Annotated in this window: 10 protein-coding genes and 1 tRNA gene; 6 read left to right on the top strand and 5 right to left on the bottom strand. The window is 71.2% G+C overall.

Going from position 1 to position 12,766, the window contains the following annotated elements; genetic code table 11:
* Window positions 1-190: 190 nt before the first annotated feature.
* Complete coding sequence (locus tag AC07FT_RS30415; protein WP_435243493.1) at window positions 191-1,576, bottom strand: cystathionine beta-synthase; 1,386 nt, start codon at window positions 1,574-1,576, stop codon at window positions 191-193.
* Window positions 1,577-1,766: 190 nt separating this feature from the next.
* On the opposite strand from AC07FT_RS30415, the gene AC07FT_RS30410 reads away from it, so the two are divergent.
* The 3 genes from AC07FT_RS30410 to AC07FT_RS30400 all read left to right on the top strand — a co-directional run bounded on the left by AC07FT_RS30410 (window position 1,767) and on the right by AC07FT_RS30400 (window position 5,383).
* Entirely contained in the window at window positions 1,767-2,780 is a 1,014-nt protein-coding gene (locus AC07FT_RS30410) for an SGNH/GDSL hydrolase family protein (RefSeq protein WP_479179168.1), read from the top strand.
* Window positions 2,781-2,966: 186 nt separating this feature from the next.
* On the top strand, window positions 2,967-4,187 hold the full coding sequence (locus tag AC07FT_RS30405; RefSeq protein ID WP_471205163.1) for an acetyl-CoA C-acetyltransferase: 1,221 nt from the start codon (window positions 2,967-2,969) through the stop codon (window positions 4,185-4,187).
* A gap of 257 nt (window positions 4,188-4,444) precedes the next feature.
* Window positions 4,445-5,383, top strand: a complete 939-nt coding sequence (locus tag AC07FT_RS30400; RefSeq protein WP_479179166.1) for a hypothetical protein — start codon at window positions 4,445-4,447, stop codon at window positions 5,381-5,383.
* 33 nt (window positions 5,384-5,416) lie between these two features.
* Here the strand turns inward: AC07FT_RS30400 and AC07FT_RS30395 are convergent, their stop codons facing one another.
* Window positions 5,417-5,743 (bottom strand): hypothetical protein, encoded by a 327-nt coding sequence (locus AC07FT_RS30395; protein WP_479179165.1) that lies wholly within the window; start codon window positions 5,741-5,743, stop codon window positions 5,417-5,419.
* Between the two features lie 122 nt (window positions 5,744-5,865).
* Between AC07FT_RS30395 and AC07FT_RS30390 the strand changes: the two genes are divergently transcribed.
* A complete protein-coding gene (locus AC07FT_RS30390) occupies window positions 5,866-6,096 on the top strand; it encodes a DUF4287 domain-containing protein (protein ID WP_037954490.1) in 231 nt (76 codons plus the stop codon).
* A 162-nt stretch (window positions 6,097-6,258) separates the two neighbouring features.
* On the opposite strand, the gene AC07FT_RS30385 is transcribed toward AC07FT_RS30390, so the two are convergent.
* The gene (locus tag AC07FT_RS30385; protein ID WP_479179163.1) at window positions 6,259-7,152 is read right to left on the bottom strand and encodes a Bax inhibitor-1/YccA family protein; all 894 of its coding nucleotides are present in this window, start codon (window positions 7,150-7,152) and stop codon (window positions 6,259-6,261) included.
* Window positions 7,153-7,337: 185 nt separating this feature from the next.
* Window positions 7,338-7,420: transfer RNA gene (locus AC07FT_RS30380), tRNA-Leu, on the bottom strand.
* Window positions 7,421-7,862: 442 nt separating this feature from the next.
* Here AC07FT_RS30380 and AC07FT_RS30375 point away from each other — a divergent pair.
* Window positions 7,863-8,645 (top strand): ABC transporter ATP-binding protein, encoded by a 783-nt coding sequence (locus AC07FT_RS30375; RefSeq protein WP_254749037.1) that lies wholly within the window; start codon window positions 7,863-7,865, stop codon window positions 8,643-8,645.
* Window positions 8,646-8,719: 74 nt separating this feature from the next.
* Window positions 8,720-11,266 carry an ABC transporter permease gene (locus AC07FT_RS30370; protein WP_479179161.1) on the top strand — a complete coding sequence of 849 codons (2,547 nt, stop codon included), beginning with the start codon at window positions 8,720-8,722 and terminating at the stop codon, window positions 11,264-11,266.
* Window positions 11,267-11,347: 81 nt separating this feature from the next.
* Here AC07FT_RS30370 and AC07FT_RS30365 read toward each other — a convergent pair whose 3' ends face one another.
* A complete protein-coding gene (locus AC07FT_RS30365; RefSeq protein WP_479179160.1) occupies window positions 11,348-12,661 on the bottom strand; it encodes a class I SAM-dependent methyltransferase in 1,314 nt (437 codons plus the stop codon).
* Window positions 12,662-12,766 lie beyond the last annotated feature (105 nt).

The raw sequence follows: 12,766 nt of genomic DNA, 5'->3' as shown, positions 1-12,766 counted from the left end.
TCCGGAAGTCCTTGCCGCCGCTGTGGGTGTCGGGGTCGTCCGTTCCCGACGAACCCCAGTCTCCCGCAGCCGTGTTAACCCCGTGCTGCGAGCGCGTGACACCCGCGTACCAGTTACCGGAAAGGCCCCATCCGCCGTGCGGGCCACGGCGGTTGGGGCCTCGGTGGCAGCGTTCCCTGCGCGGACCGCGCTACTTGGGGGTGCGGGCCAGGTAGGCCAGCAGGTCCTGACGGCTCACCACACCGGTGGGCTTGCCCTCCACCAGCACGACCGCCGCGTCGGCCCGGCCCAGCACCGCCATCAGGTCCGCCACCGGCTCACCGGAGCCGACGTGCGGCAGCGGCGGGCTCATGTGCTTCTCCAGCGGGTCGGTGAGCTCGGCGCGGTGCGCGAACAGCGCGTCCAGCAGCTCGCGCTCCACCACGGAGCCGATGACCTCGGCGGCCATCACGTCCGGGTGGCCGGCGCCGGGCTTGACGATCGGCATCTGCGAGACGCCGTACTCACGCAGCACCTCGATCGCCTCGCCGACGGTCTCCTCCGGGTGCATATGGACGAGCGAGGGCAGGCCGCCCTCCTTGCCCTGGAGGACGTCGCCGACGCGCACCGCCGGGCCGTCCTCCTCCAGGAAGCCGTAGTCGGCCATCCACTCATCGTTGAAGATCTTCGAGAGATAGCCGCGGCCGCTGTCCGGGAGCAGTACGACCACCACATCGTCCGGGCCCAGGTCCTTCGCCACGCGCAGCGCGCCGACGACCGCCATTCCGCAGGAGCCGCCGACCAGCAGCCCCTCCTCCTTGGCCAGCCGCCGGGTCATCTGGAAGGCGTCCTTGTCGGAGACCGCGACGATCCCGTCGGCGACCTCCTGGTCGTAGGCGGTCGGCCAGAAGTCCTCGCCGACGCCCTCGATCAGATACGGACGGCCGGAGCCGCCGGAGTAGACCGAGCCCTCGGGGTCGGCGCCGATGACCTTCACCCGGCCGTCGCTGACGTCCTTCAGGTAGCGGCCGGTGCCGCTGATGGTGCCGCCGGTGCCGACACCCGCCACGAAGTGGGTGATCTTCCCCTCGGTCTGCTCCCACAGCTCGGGACCGGTGGTCTCGTAGTGCGAGCGCGGGTTGTTGGGGTTGCTGTACTGGTCGGGCTTCCAGGCCCCCGGCGTCTCGCGTACCAGGCGGTCCGAGACGTTGTAGTACGAGTCGGGGTGCTCGGGGTCCACGGCGGTCGGGCAGACCACGACCTCGGCGCCATAGGCCCGCAGCACGTTGATCTTGTCGGTGGACACCTTGTCCGGGCAGACGAAGATGCACTTGTAGCCCTTGCGCTGGGCGACCATCGCCAGGCCGACACCGGTGTTGCCGGAGGTCGGCTCCACGATGGTGCCACCGGGCTTGAGCTCGCCGGACGCCTCCGCCGCCTCGATCATCCGTACCGCGATGCGGTCCTTCACCGAACCGCCGGGGTTGAAGTATTCGACCTTGGCCAGGACGGTCGCCCGGATGCCTTCGGTCACGGTGTTGAGCTTCACCAGCGGGGTCTTGCCGACCAGCTCAATCATCGATTCGTAGTACTGCACACCTGCTCCTGGTCCGGTTCCGCGGGATCTCCGCGTGGGGGCGGCCGCGTCGCGGGCCCGTGCAATCAGCTTATTGCGCCCCCGGACCCTCCGACCGGCGCGTTGCGAGGAAGCCTTCACCGGGAAACAAGGTGTTAGCGGGCCGTACCGACGGCCCCGCGGCGTGTGCGGACGGAGGTGGGCTGGACCCATGTCGATGTCGAGGGCGAGGGTGGCGCGGCGGATCGCCGCCGCCGCGGCGTACGGGGGCAGCGGGATCGGGCTGCTGGGCGGGGTGGCCGTCGGTCTGGTGCTCACCGAGCTGTCGCTCGCGAAGCGGGTGGTCGGCGGCTCGGAGTCCGGTCCGCCCCGGGCGGACGGGCGGTACGGCTTCGCCTTCGCCCGCAGGACCGGCCAGCCGCCGCTGCGGCTGGCCTTCCTCGGCGACTCCACGGCCGCCGGACAGGGCGTCCACCGCCCCAGTCAGACGCCGGGCGCACTGCTGGCCTCCGGGCTCGCGGCGGTGGCGGAGCGCCCGGTGGACCTGCGGAACGTGGCGCTTCCCGGTGCCCAGTCCACCGATCTGGAGCGCCAGGTCACCCTGGTGCTGGACGATCCCGAGCAGCCGCCGGACGTCTGCGTAATCATGATCGGCGCCAATGACGTCACCGGGCGGATGCCGCCCGCCCAGTCGGTGCGGCTGCTGTCGGAGGCGGTGCGCAGGCTGCGCGAGCCCGGCTGCGAGGTGGTGGTGGGCACCTGTCCCGACCTCGGCACCATCGAGCCCGTCTACCAGCCGCTGCGCTGGATCGCCCGGCGGCTCAGCCGCCAGCTGGCCGCCGCGCAGACCATCGGGGTGGTCGAGCAGGGCGGCCGTACGGTCTCGCTGGGCGATCTGCTGGGCCCGGAGTTCGCGGCCAATCCGCGGGAGCTGTTCGGCCCGGACAACTACCACCCCTCGGCGGAGGGCTACGCGACAGCCGCCATGGCCGTGCTGCCCACCCTGTGCGCCTCCCTGGGCCTGTGGCCGGAGGAGGCGCCGGAGACGCGCGACGAGGGCATCCTGCCGGTCGCCAAGGCCGCCGCGGAGGCCGCGGCCGAGGGCGGTACCGAGGTCACGGCGGCCCGCGGCCCCTGGGCCCGGCTGCTGCGCCGCCACCGCCCCTCCGAAGCCGGTGCCGGAACCCCCGCCCCGGCCCCCTCGCCCCCACCCCTCACCCACTGAGCCCGCCAGGCCCCGCCGGCCGGTACGAGCGGCCCGGCCGCGGCCCGTTCCGGGGGCGGTCGCGGCGGCTGAGCGTACGCTTGGAAAAAGAGTTCCGCGTCACAGGCCGGAGCCCGTGACCCCCGGGGTACGTGCGGGTAATTTCCCAGACAGTCCAGCCAATCCCTTCCGTCCCATGGAGCTGTGATGCCCGAAGCCGTGATCGTCTCTGCCGCCCGTTCACCCATCGGCCGAGCCTTCAAGGGATCGCTCAAGGACCTGCGGCCGGACGACCTGACCGCCGAGATCATCAAGGCCGCGCTCGCCAAGGTCCCGCAGCTCGACCCGCGCGAGATCGACGACCTGATGCTGGGCTGTGGTCTGCCGGGCGGTGAGCAGGGGCACAACCTGGGCCGGATCGTCGCCGTGCAGATGGGGATGGACCACCTCCCCGGCTGCACCATCACCCGCTACTGCTCCTCCTCCCTGCAGACGTCGCGGATGGCGCTGCACGCCATCAAGGCGGGCGAGGGCGACGTCTTCATCTCGGCGGGCGTCGAGACGGTCTCCCGCTCGGTGAAGGGCAGCTCGGACGGACTGCCGGACACCCACAACCCGCTGTTCGCCGAGGGCGAGGCCCGTACCGCCGCGCGCGCCGAGCAGGAGGGCACCGACTGGCACGACCCGCGCGAGGACGGTCTGCTGCCCGACCCGTACATCGCGATGGGCCAGACCGCCGAGAACCTCGCCCGGCTCAAGGGGATCACCCGCCAGGAGATGGACGAATTCGGCGTGCGGTCCCAGAACCTCGCCGAGGAGGCCATCAAGAAGGGCTTCTGGGAGCGTGAGATCACCCCGGTGACCACCCCCGACGGCACCGTGGTGGCCACGGACGACGGTCCGCGCGCGGGCACCACGCTGGAGGGCGTCCAGGGCCTGAAGCCGGTGTTCCGCCCCGACGGCCTGATCACCGCGGGCAACTGCTGCCCGCTCAACGACGGCGCCGCGGCGCTGGTGATCATGTCCGACACCAAGGCCCGTGAGCTGGGGATCACCCCGCTGGCCCGGATCGTGTCCACCGGTGTCTCCGGGCTCTCCCCCGAGATCATGGGCTATGGACCGGTCGAGGCGTCCCGCCAGGCGCTGTCCCGGGCCGGGCTCTCCATCGGCGACATCGACCTGGTGGAGATCAACGAGGCGTTTGCCGCCCAGGTCATCCCCTCCTACCGGGACCTGGGCATCGATCTGGACCGGCTGAACGTCAACGGGGGCGCCATCGCGGTCGGCCACCCCTTCGGTATGACCGGCGCCCGGATCACCGGCACGCTGATCAACTCGCTGCAGTTCCACGACAAGCAGTTCGGCCTGGAGACCATGTGCGTCGGCGGCGGCCAGGGCATGGCCATGGTCATCGAGCGGCTGAGCTGAGCCGAGGCCCCCGTGCCACCGCGTGCGGCGCCGCGAGGCCGCCGTACCGGGCCGCGGCGGGGTCGTGACCGAATCTCCCCCAGGATGTGACATAAGTCCTGGGGGAGGCTTGTCTCCCCAGCTCAGCCACGGTCGTCCAGGCCCTTCCGGCCCTGAATTCCGTCCCTTTAGTGACGTTATGCACTGACGCCGAGAGGCGCCGCACGTCAAGCTGAGGTAGGAATTCGGGGGATCCATAGCAACCGGGAGTTAAGTCAGTGAGCCCCATGACCCTTGCCGTCCTGCTGGCCGCGGTCACCGCCACGGCCGTGGGCGCCGCTGCCCTGCACACCGCACGAGGTGTGCGGCGGCAGATCACCGAGCTGCGCGCCGACCTCGCCGCGACGGTCGCCGCCGCGGGCCGGGCTGCCCGGGACGGCCGGGGCGACGCCCCCACGGTGCCCGCCGCCCGCACCACCCCCGCCGCCGAGATACGAGCCGCCGTGGCGGACGCGCTCGCGGAGGAGCGGGAGCGCGAGCTGGCCGAGGCACGGGCGTTCTGGGCCGCTCAGGAGGCCCGCGACTCCGCGGGGTCCTCCGACGGCCTTCCGCTGCTCGGCGGCGTCCCCGGCCCCGGTGACGACTCCGTACCGGACAGTCAGCTCTTCGTGCCCCGCCAGGCCGATCTGGCCGGTCTCGAACCGCTGCTCGGCCTGGACGCGCTGGGCCATGACACCCTCGACCCGGCCGGTGAACCGGAGCCCGAGGCCGAGGTGGAGTTCGAGGTGGGCGCCGAGGTCGGCGCGGAGGTGCGCGCCGAGGCGGAACTGGAGACCGAGGCCGTGGAGTCGGCCGAGCTGGCCGCCGCCCGCCGCCGCCACCCCTCGCACCCCGATTTCACGCCCTCCTCGCCGGTGGCCGACCACGACCGCACCGTGACCCGGCTCACCGAGCTGGCCGAGGACCGCGTACCGCTGGCCGATGTGCGCCCCGGTCCGCTCGGCACCCTGGATGTGTACGTCTTCGCCGACGGCACCACGATCTGTATGACACCCGGCCACCGCGAGACCGCGGAGCGGCTGGCGGACGCGCTGCGCGCGGGCACCGCACCGGTGCTGCTGGGCGGTTCGGGCGTCTCCGGCGCCTACGCGCTCACCTTCTGCTGCGGCACCGACAAGGTCTACGTACTGGCCGACCGCGTGATCGCCTCGCTGTAACCCCACGCGGGACCGGCCCGCCGGACGACCCGGTCACATCCCGCAGCGCGCGGCCGACTCCGTCACCAGCGTGACCGCCTGCGCGAGCTCCCGGGCGCCGTCCCGCGCCGCGCGCTCCAGCGCATGCGCCAAGTCATGGCCCGCCACCGCCAGCTGGTCCGCGACCGCGAACACCCCCGCGTCCGGTATGACCCTGGGCGTGGCGTCCGGCTCCTCCAGCCGCTGGGCCCGCAGGGACAATTCCCTTGCCAGCGCCAGTCCTTCCGCCGCCGCCCCCTGTCGCAGCCGGGACTGGGGAAGGGTGCGCAGCCGGTCGGCGAACCGGTCGACGGCCGTGAGCAAGGGGGTCACATCATCCACGGCCGAAGCGTATGCGCCACCGACGGACTGTTGCCAACGGCCGGACACTCAGGCACGGTGAGCTGAAGGACCCCACCCGGGTGTCGCACCCGGGTCCGGCATGGACGCGTCCGGAGGCGCCGATGTCCCAGATCTTCTCCGACGAGACTCACCGGAACCTACTTTCCCGCATTCCCCAGTGCACGGGCCGCGAAGTCGCCGACTGGCTCCGCACCGTCGACGAAGGCCCCGCGTTCTTCCGCTTCGAGGAGAAGGTCAGCTGGCTGCGCGGTGAGCATCAGCTCGCCTACGGCCACGCCAAAGCGATCATCCATGAGCACGATCTGAGGCGCGCGGCACGCAAGCTGCTGTAGCCGCGCCCCCCTTCCGGGAGGCACCCACGTGTATCCCAGACGGACCACCAACAGTCGCACCCAACGGGGTGGCTCACGCCACAGAAGAAGGGCCCGCGGAGGCAATCGCCTCCGCGGGCCCTTCGCCGTGTGACCACCGGCCGCGGCCGGTGGTCACGGCGGCTAGTCCCGGAAGATGGAGATCAGCCGGAGCAGCTCCAGGTAGATCCAGACCAGCGACAGCGTCAGACCGAACGCGGCCAGCCAGGACTCCTCGCGCGGAGCGCCGTACTGGACGCCGTCCTCGATCTGCTTGAAGTCCATGGCCAGGAAGGCCGCGCCGAGCACCACGCCGATGATGCCGAAGACGATGCCGAGACCACCGCTGCGGAAGCCCAGACCGTCACCGCCGCCGATGGCGGCGAACAGCAGGTTGACCGCCATCAGCAGCACGAAGCCGATGGCCGCCGCGAGCACGAAGCGCTGGAAGCGCGCGTTCACCCGGATGAGCCGGGTCTTGTACGCCACCAGCACACCGACGAACACCGCCATCGTGCCGAGCACCGCCTGCATCGGGATGCCGGACCAGCGCTCGTTGTACACCTGGCTGATGACGCCGAGGAAGAGCCCCTCGAAGAGGGCGTAGCCCATGATCAGCGCGGGCGAGGCGGTGCGCTTGAACGACTGGACGAGGCCCAGGACCATCGCCACCAGCGCGGCGCCGATACCGATGGCGACCGGGAGCTCCGCGATCCAGGCGGCCACCGCGGCGACGATGACGGTGCCCAGCGTCATACCGGTGCGCATGACGACGTCGTCCATCGTCATGACGCCGGTCCGCGGACCCGTCGGCGGCGCCCCGTACATCTGCTGGAGCTGCTCGGGCGTCAGATTCTGCTGTGCGCCCGCCGCGTAGGGGTTGGTCGGTGCCTGTCCCTGCGCGTACGGATTGCCACCGGCGTACGGATTTCCCTGACCTGCGGCGGGGCCCCCGGCCTGCGGCGCCGCGCCGAAGCCGGCGTAGCCGCCGGTGCGGCTGAACCCCCGTCGCGAGAAGACCGGGTTGCTGCTCCTCATCTCACTCCTCCATGGCCGCCCTGCGCGACCTTGACTCAAGAGTAATAGGTAAGCAAAGAATGCACCCTAGTGCCCAAGGAGGATCTTTTCACGCATGGCGAGCGCACGCGAGGGCCCCATGAACCCCGCGGCGGAGCAGCGGGCGACCATCCGCGCACGCTGAGTGCCGTTCAACGATCTGGAGGTGCCCGGAACCGGACTTGAACCGGTACGCCCGCGAGGGGCAGCGAGGTTTAAGCTCGCCGTGTCTGCATTCCACCATCCGGGCAGCGGCTCCCTGGGCCGTACCATCCGCGTACGACCCTCCCCATAGGAGAGCAGCACGAGCCTATCCGGGGACAAGCCCCCGAACAGCGAATCCCCAGACCGAGGTTGTCTTATTTTATTGGCAACTGAGTGTCCATCAGCGGCGGGGCGGGGTACCGGCGGATACCGGTCGGCGATCGGACCTGCCCATATGCCGGGCACCGCGCTGATGAGGGGAATGACGCAATCTCGATGCCCCCGGACGGGGGCCCTCTCCTACCCAGGGAGGAGGCGCCCGGCGGCTCCTACGACCCCAGTGCCGGGCGGAAACGGGAGCAACGGCGGATCCGGCCCGGCCGGGCGGCAGGGACCATGGAGGGACATCCCCGCGAGGTCCCGCAGCACGGGCCTGTCCCCCCACGGTGCGGGGAACGTCCCGTACCGCACGACAGGAGCCCTTCACCGTGACCACCACTCCCTCCGGCGTCGAGACCGCCGCCCGCCCCACCACGGCGGCGGCCCGCGCCACGGACCTCTCCAAGGTCTACGGACAGGGCGAGACCCAGGTCATCGCCCTGGACGCCGTGTCCGTGGAGTTCCGGCAGGCCGAGTTCACCGCGATCATGGGCCCCTCCGGATCGGGCAAGTCCACGCTGATGCACTGCATGGCGGGTCTGGACACGGTCTCCAGCGGCTCCACCCGGATCGGTGACGTCGAACTCACCGCGCTGAAGGACAAGAAGCTCACCCAGCTGCGCCGCGACAAGATCGGCTTCATCTTCCAGGCGTTCAACCTGCTGCCGACGCTGAACGCGATCGAGAACATCACCCTCCCGATGGACATCGCGGGCCGCAAGGCCGACCAGGCGTGGCTGGACCGGGTGGTGGAGACCGTCGGGCTGTCCGGGCGCCTCAAGCACCGCCCCAACCAGCTCTCCGGCGGTCAGCAGCAGCGGGTGGCGGTGGCCCGCGCCCTGGCGGGCAAGCCGGACATCATCTTCGCCGACGAGCCCACCGGCAACCTGGACTCCCGGTCCGGTGCCGAGGTCCTGGGCTTCCTGCGCAACTCGGTGCGGGAGCTGGGCCAGACGGTGGTGATGGTCACTCACGACCCGGTCGCCGCCTCCTACGCCGACCGGGTGGTCTTCCTCGCCGACGGCCGGATCGTCGACGAGCTGCACGACCCCACCGCCGAGGCGGTTCTGGACCGGATGAAGCGGTTCGATGCCAAGGGCCGCACCAGCTGACACCGGACGCTCCGTCCGGTGCGGCCCCCGCGCACGCTCCGCCGACCCCCCAGACCCGTCAGGACTGACACCTCATGCTCCGTACCGCCTTGCGCAACGTGCTCGCGCACAAGGCCCGGCTGCTGATGACCACGCTCGCCGTGCTGCTCGGCGTGGCCTTCGTCTCCGGCACCCTGGTCTTCACCAACACCATCTCCGACGCCTACCAGAAGAGCTCCGAGAAGGGCTTCGCCGGCGTCGACGTGGCCATCACGCCCGACCGCGACTCCGACGACGACACCGGCAAGCCCGGTGAGGCGCCGCGACTCGGCCAGCGGGTGCTGGACCGGGCTGCCCAGGTGCCCGGTGCCGCCTCGGTGACCGGCAGCGTCTCCGGCTACACCGCCCTGTCCGAGAAGGACGGCGATCTGCTCGGCGACGGCTTCTCCAACCTCGGCGGCAACTACTACCCGGACAAGAGCGGCAAGGACCCGCGGTACACCATGACCGACGGCCGCGCCCCGAAGGCCGCGGGCGAGGTGGCGCTCGACGCCAGGTCCGCCGAGCGCGGCCACTACGCGGTCGGCGACACCATCCGGGTGTCGGTGGACGGCCCGGTCCGCAAGCAGAAGGTCGTCGGCGTCTTCCGCACCGACGACGGCAACGTGGCGGCGGGCGGCAGCCTCGCGCTGTTCGACAACACCACCGCCCAGCGGCTGTTCGCCAAGCCGGGACAGTTCGACGAGATCGATGTCAAGGCCGCGGCGGGCACCTCGCAGACCGCGCTGAAGTCGGCGATCGACAAGATCCTCCCCAAGGAGGCCGAGGCCGAGACCGGTCAGAAGCTGGCCGATGACCAGGCCGAGCAGATCAAGCAGAGCATGAGCGGAATGCAGACCGGCATGCTGGTCTTCGCCGGGATCGCGCTCTTCGTCGGCATCTTCATCATCGCCAACACCTTCACCATGCTGGTCGCCCAGCGCACCCGGGAACTCGCCCTGATGCGCGCGGTCGGCGCCACCCGCCGCCAGGTCACCCGCTCGGTGCTGATCGAGGCCACCATCGTGGGCGCCATCGCCGCCGTCACCGGTCTCGCCGCCGGTGTGGGCATCGGCGCCGGACTGCGCTCCCTGCTCAACGCCACCGGGGCCACCGTCCCGGACGGCCCGCTCGTCGTCGACACCAACACCGTGCTGGTCTCGCTGGCCGTCGGTGTCGTGGTGACCGTGCTGGCCGCCTGGCTGCCGGGCCGCCGCGCCGCCAAGATCCCGCCGGTCGCCGCGATGAACAGCGTGCACGCCCCGCCGAGCACCCGCGGTCTGGTGGTGCGCAACACCATCGGCGCGATCCTCGCCGCGGGCGGTGTCGCGCTGGTGCTGGCCGGTGCCGGAATGGGCACCGACGGCAAGGGCTTCATGGGGATGGGCGCCGCGGTGCTGGTCATCGGGGTGTTCGTCCTCACCCCGCTGCTGTCCCGGCCGCTGATCGCCGCCGCCGGGCCGGTGCTGCGGGTGTTCGGCATGCCCGGCAAGCTGGCCCGGCAGAACGCGGTGCGCAACCCGCGCCGTACCGCCGCCACCGCCTCGGCGCTGATGGTCGGTCTCACCCTGATCACCGGGATGACCGTGATCGCGGGCAGCGTCCAGAAGGGCATCGACAGGATGGCCACCGACGCGCTCAAGTCCGACTTCGTGGTCAGCATGGGCGGTTTCGACGGCCAGCGTCCGCTGTCGCCGGATGTGGCGCGCACCATCGCCGAACTGCCCGAGGTCACCGCCTCCAGCCCGCTGCGCAACTCCGCCTCGCGGATCGACGGTGACATCGAGTACCTGACCGGGGTCAACGGCAAGGCCATCACCGACCTGGTGGGCCTGGACTTCTCGGCGGGCTCCTTCTCGGGACTCTCCGGCGGCAAGGCGGTCGTGGACGACAAGACGGCCGAGGACCACGGCTGGAAGCTGGGCTCCACGATCCCGGTGACCTACGAGGACGGCCGCCACGGCAAGCTCACCGTCCAGGGCGTGTACACCGGCAACGAGATGATCCGCGGCATCATGCTGGACTCCGCGACGCTCACCCCGCATATGTCCACCGTCACCGATATGCAGGTGATGCTGAAGACGAAGGGCGGCGCCTCGGACGAGACCAAGGAGTCCCTGAAGAAGGCGCTCGGTGACAACCCGGCGATCCAGGTGCAGAACAAGAAGGACATCTCCGATGGGATCGCCCAGTTCTTCACCCTGATGCTCAACATGCTCTACGGCCTGCTGGCCATGGCGGTGATCGTCGCCGTGCTCGGGGTCATCAACACCCTGGCCATGTCGGTCTTCGAGCGGTCCCAGGAGATCGGGATGCTGCGGGCGATCGGCCTGGACCGGCGCGGCATCAAGCGCATGGTCCGGCTGGAGTCGCTCGTCATCTCCCTCTTCGGCGGAGTGCTCGGCCTCGGGCTGGGTGTGTTCTTCGGCTGGGCGGCCGGAGAGATGATCGCCAGTGGGATGCCGACCTACGAGCTGGTCCTGCCCTGGGGCCGGATGGCCATCTTCCTGGCACTGGCCGCGTTCGTGGGCGTGCTGGCGGCGCTGTGGCCCGCCCGCCGGGCCGCGAAGCTCAACATGCTGGCGGCCATCAAGGCCGAGTAGCGCGGCGCTCGCGCCATGAGGACGGCGTCCCCGTCCGCCCCGCACCGGGGCGGACGGGGACGCCGTCGTTCCGGCCCCCGGCTACTCCCGCCAGTCGCGGCTGCGCAGCGGCAGCCCGGACGTCCCGTCACCGGGGGTGCGCACGGCCAGGACCTGGTTGACGCCGATGCGGTTGCGCTCGAAGGAGAGCGCGCACGCGGCCATGTAGAGCCGCCAGACCCGGGCCCGGCCCGGGGAGGTGAACCGCACCGCCTCCGTCCAGTACCGCTCCAGATTGGCCACCCAGGCGCGCAGGGTGAGCGCGTAGTGCTCGCGGATGGCCTCCACGTCCCGCACCTCGAACCCGGCCTGCTCCAGCTGGCTCACGGTCCGGCCGAGCGGGGCCAGCTCACCGTCGGGGAAGACATAGCGGTCGATGAACGCGTCCACCCGGTACGCCTCTTCGTCCGCCTCCGGGCGCCGGGCGATCTGGTGGTTGAGCAGCCGCCCGCCGGGCGCCAGCAGCCCGTGCAGGATGGCGGCGTACTCGGCGTAGCGGACGGCGCCGACGTGTTCGGCCATACCGATCGAGGAGATCGCGTCGAAGGGGCCGTCGGCGACCTTGCGGTAGTCCTGGACGCGGATCTCGATCCGGTCGGTGAGCCCGGCCTCCGCGATGCGCTTGCGGGCGTACGCCGCCTGCTCCTCGGAGAGCGTGATGCCGACGGCGGTCACCCCGTACTCGCGCACCGCGTGCAGCACCATCGAGCCCCAGCCGCAGCCCACGTCCAGCAGCCGCTGCCCGGGGCGCAGCGCCAGCTTGCGGCAGACCAGGTCCAGTTTGGCGTGCTGGGCGTCCTCGAGCGTGCCGCCGGGTCTGTCCCAGTAGGCGCATGAGTAGACCATCGAGGGGCCGAGCACCCGCTCGTAGAAGTCGTTGCCCACGTCGTAGTGGTGGCTGATGGCCGCCTTGTCGCGGCGCAGGGTGTGCAGCGGTCCGCGGCCGGGGACGCGGGCCTCCTCGCGCGGCGGGGGCGGCGGCAGTCCCGGTCCGGCGAGCGCGATGAGTCCGCGGGCGGCGGAGCGCAGGGCGGGGTCGCGCACCGCCCGGAGGGCGGCGGTGAGCCGGGACTCCCGGGGCCCGGAGCCGCGCTCCCACAGCAGTCCGGCGAGAACCTCCAGCGCCTGGTACAGATCGCCCTCGATGTCCAGGTCACCGGCCACCCAGGCACGGGCCATGCCCAGTTCGCCGGGCTTCCACAGCATCCGGCGCAGCGCCCGGCGGCGCCGTACGACGAGGGTCGGGGTGCCGGGCGGTCCGGCCTCGCTGTGGTCCCAGGCGCGGATGCGGAGCGGGAGCGGGGCTCCCAGCGCCTCCTCCGCCAGGGCGGCCAGCCGTCCAGCGGCGTCGGTCATGTCGCACACCTCCGTGATGGCGAGTCAGCGAGGATTCACTCACCACGTAAACACCACGGAACCATCCGTACAGTCCCGGCGACACGTCTGGAATCGGTAAAAGTC

Source organism: Streptomyces sp. NPDC045899, assembly GCF_056431485.1.
Note: the sequence above shows the minus strand (reverse complement) of the source record. Positions and strands in the feature narration are given on the sequence as shown.

Excerpts from the sequence above, each read along its gene's own strand:
- AC07FT_RS30365 (WP_479179160.1), bottom strand. The coding sequence starts at position 12,661 with ATGACCGACGCCGCTGGACGGCTGGCCGCCCTGGCGGAGGAGGCGCTG.
- AC07FT_RS30370 (WP_479179161.1), top strand. The coding sequence starts at position 8,720 with ATGCTCCGTACCGCCTTGCGCAACGTGCTCGCGCACAAGGCCCGGCTG.
- AC07FT_RS30385 (WP_479179163.1), bottom strand. The coding sequence starts at position 7,152 with ATGAGGAGCAGCAACCCGGTCTTCTCGCGACGGGGGTTCAGCCGCACC.
- AC07FT_RS30405 (WP_471205163.1), top strand. The coding sequence starts at position 2,967 with ATGCCCGAAGCCGTGATCGTCTCTGCCGCCCGTTCACCCATCGGCCGA.
- AC07FT_RS30390 (WP_037954490.1), top strand. The coding sequence starts at position 5,866 with ATGTCCCAGATCTTCTCCGACGAGACTCACCGGAACCTACTTTCCCGC.
- AC07FT_RS30410 (WP_479179168.1), top strand. The coding sequence starts at position 1,767 with ATGTCGATGTCGAGGGCGAGGGTGGCGCGGCGGATCGCCGCCGCCGCG.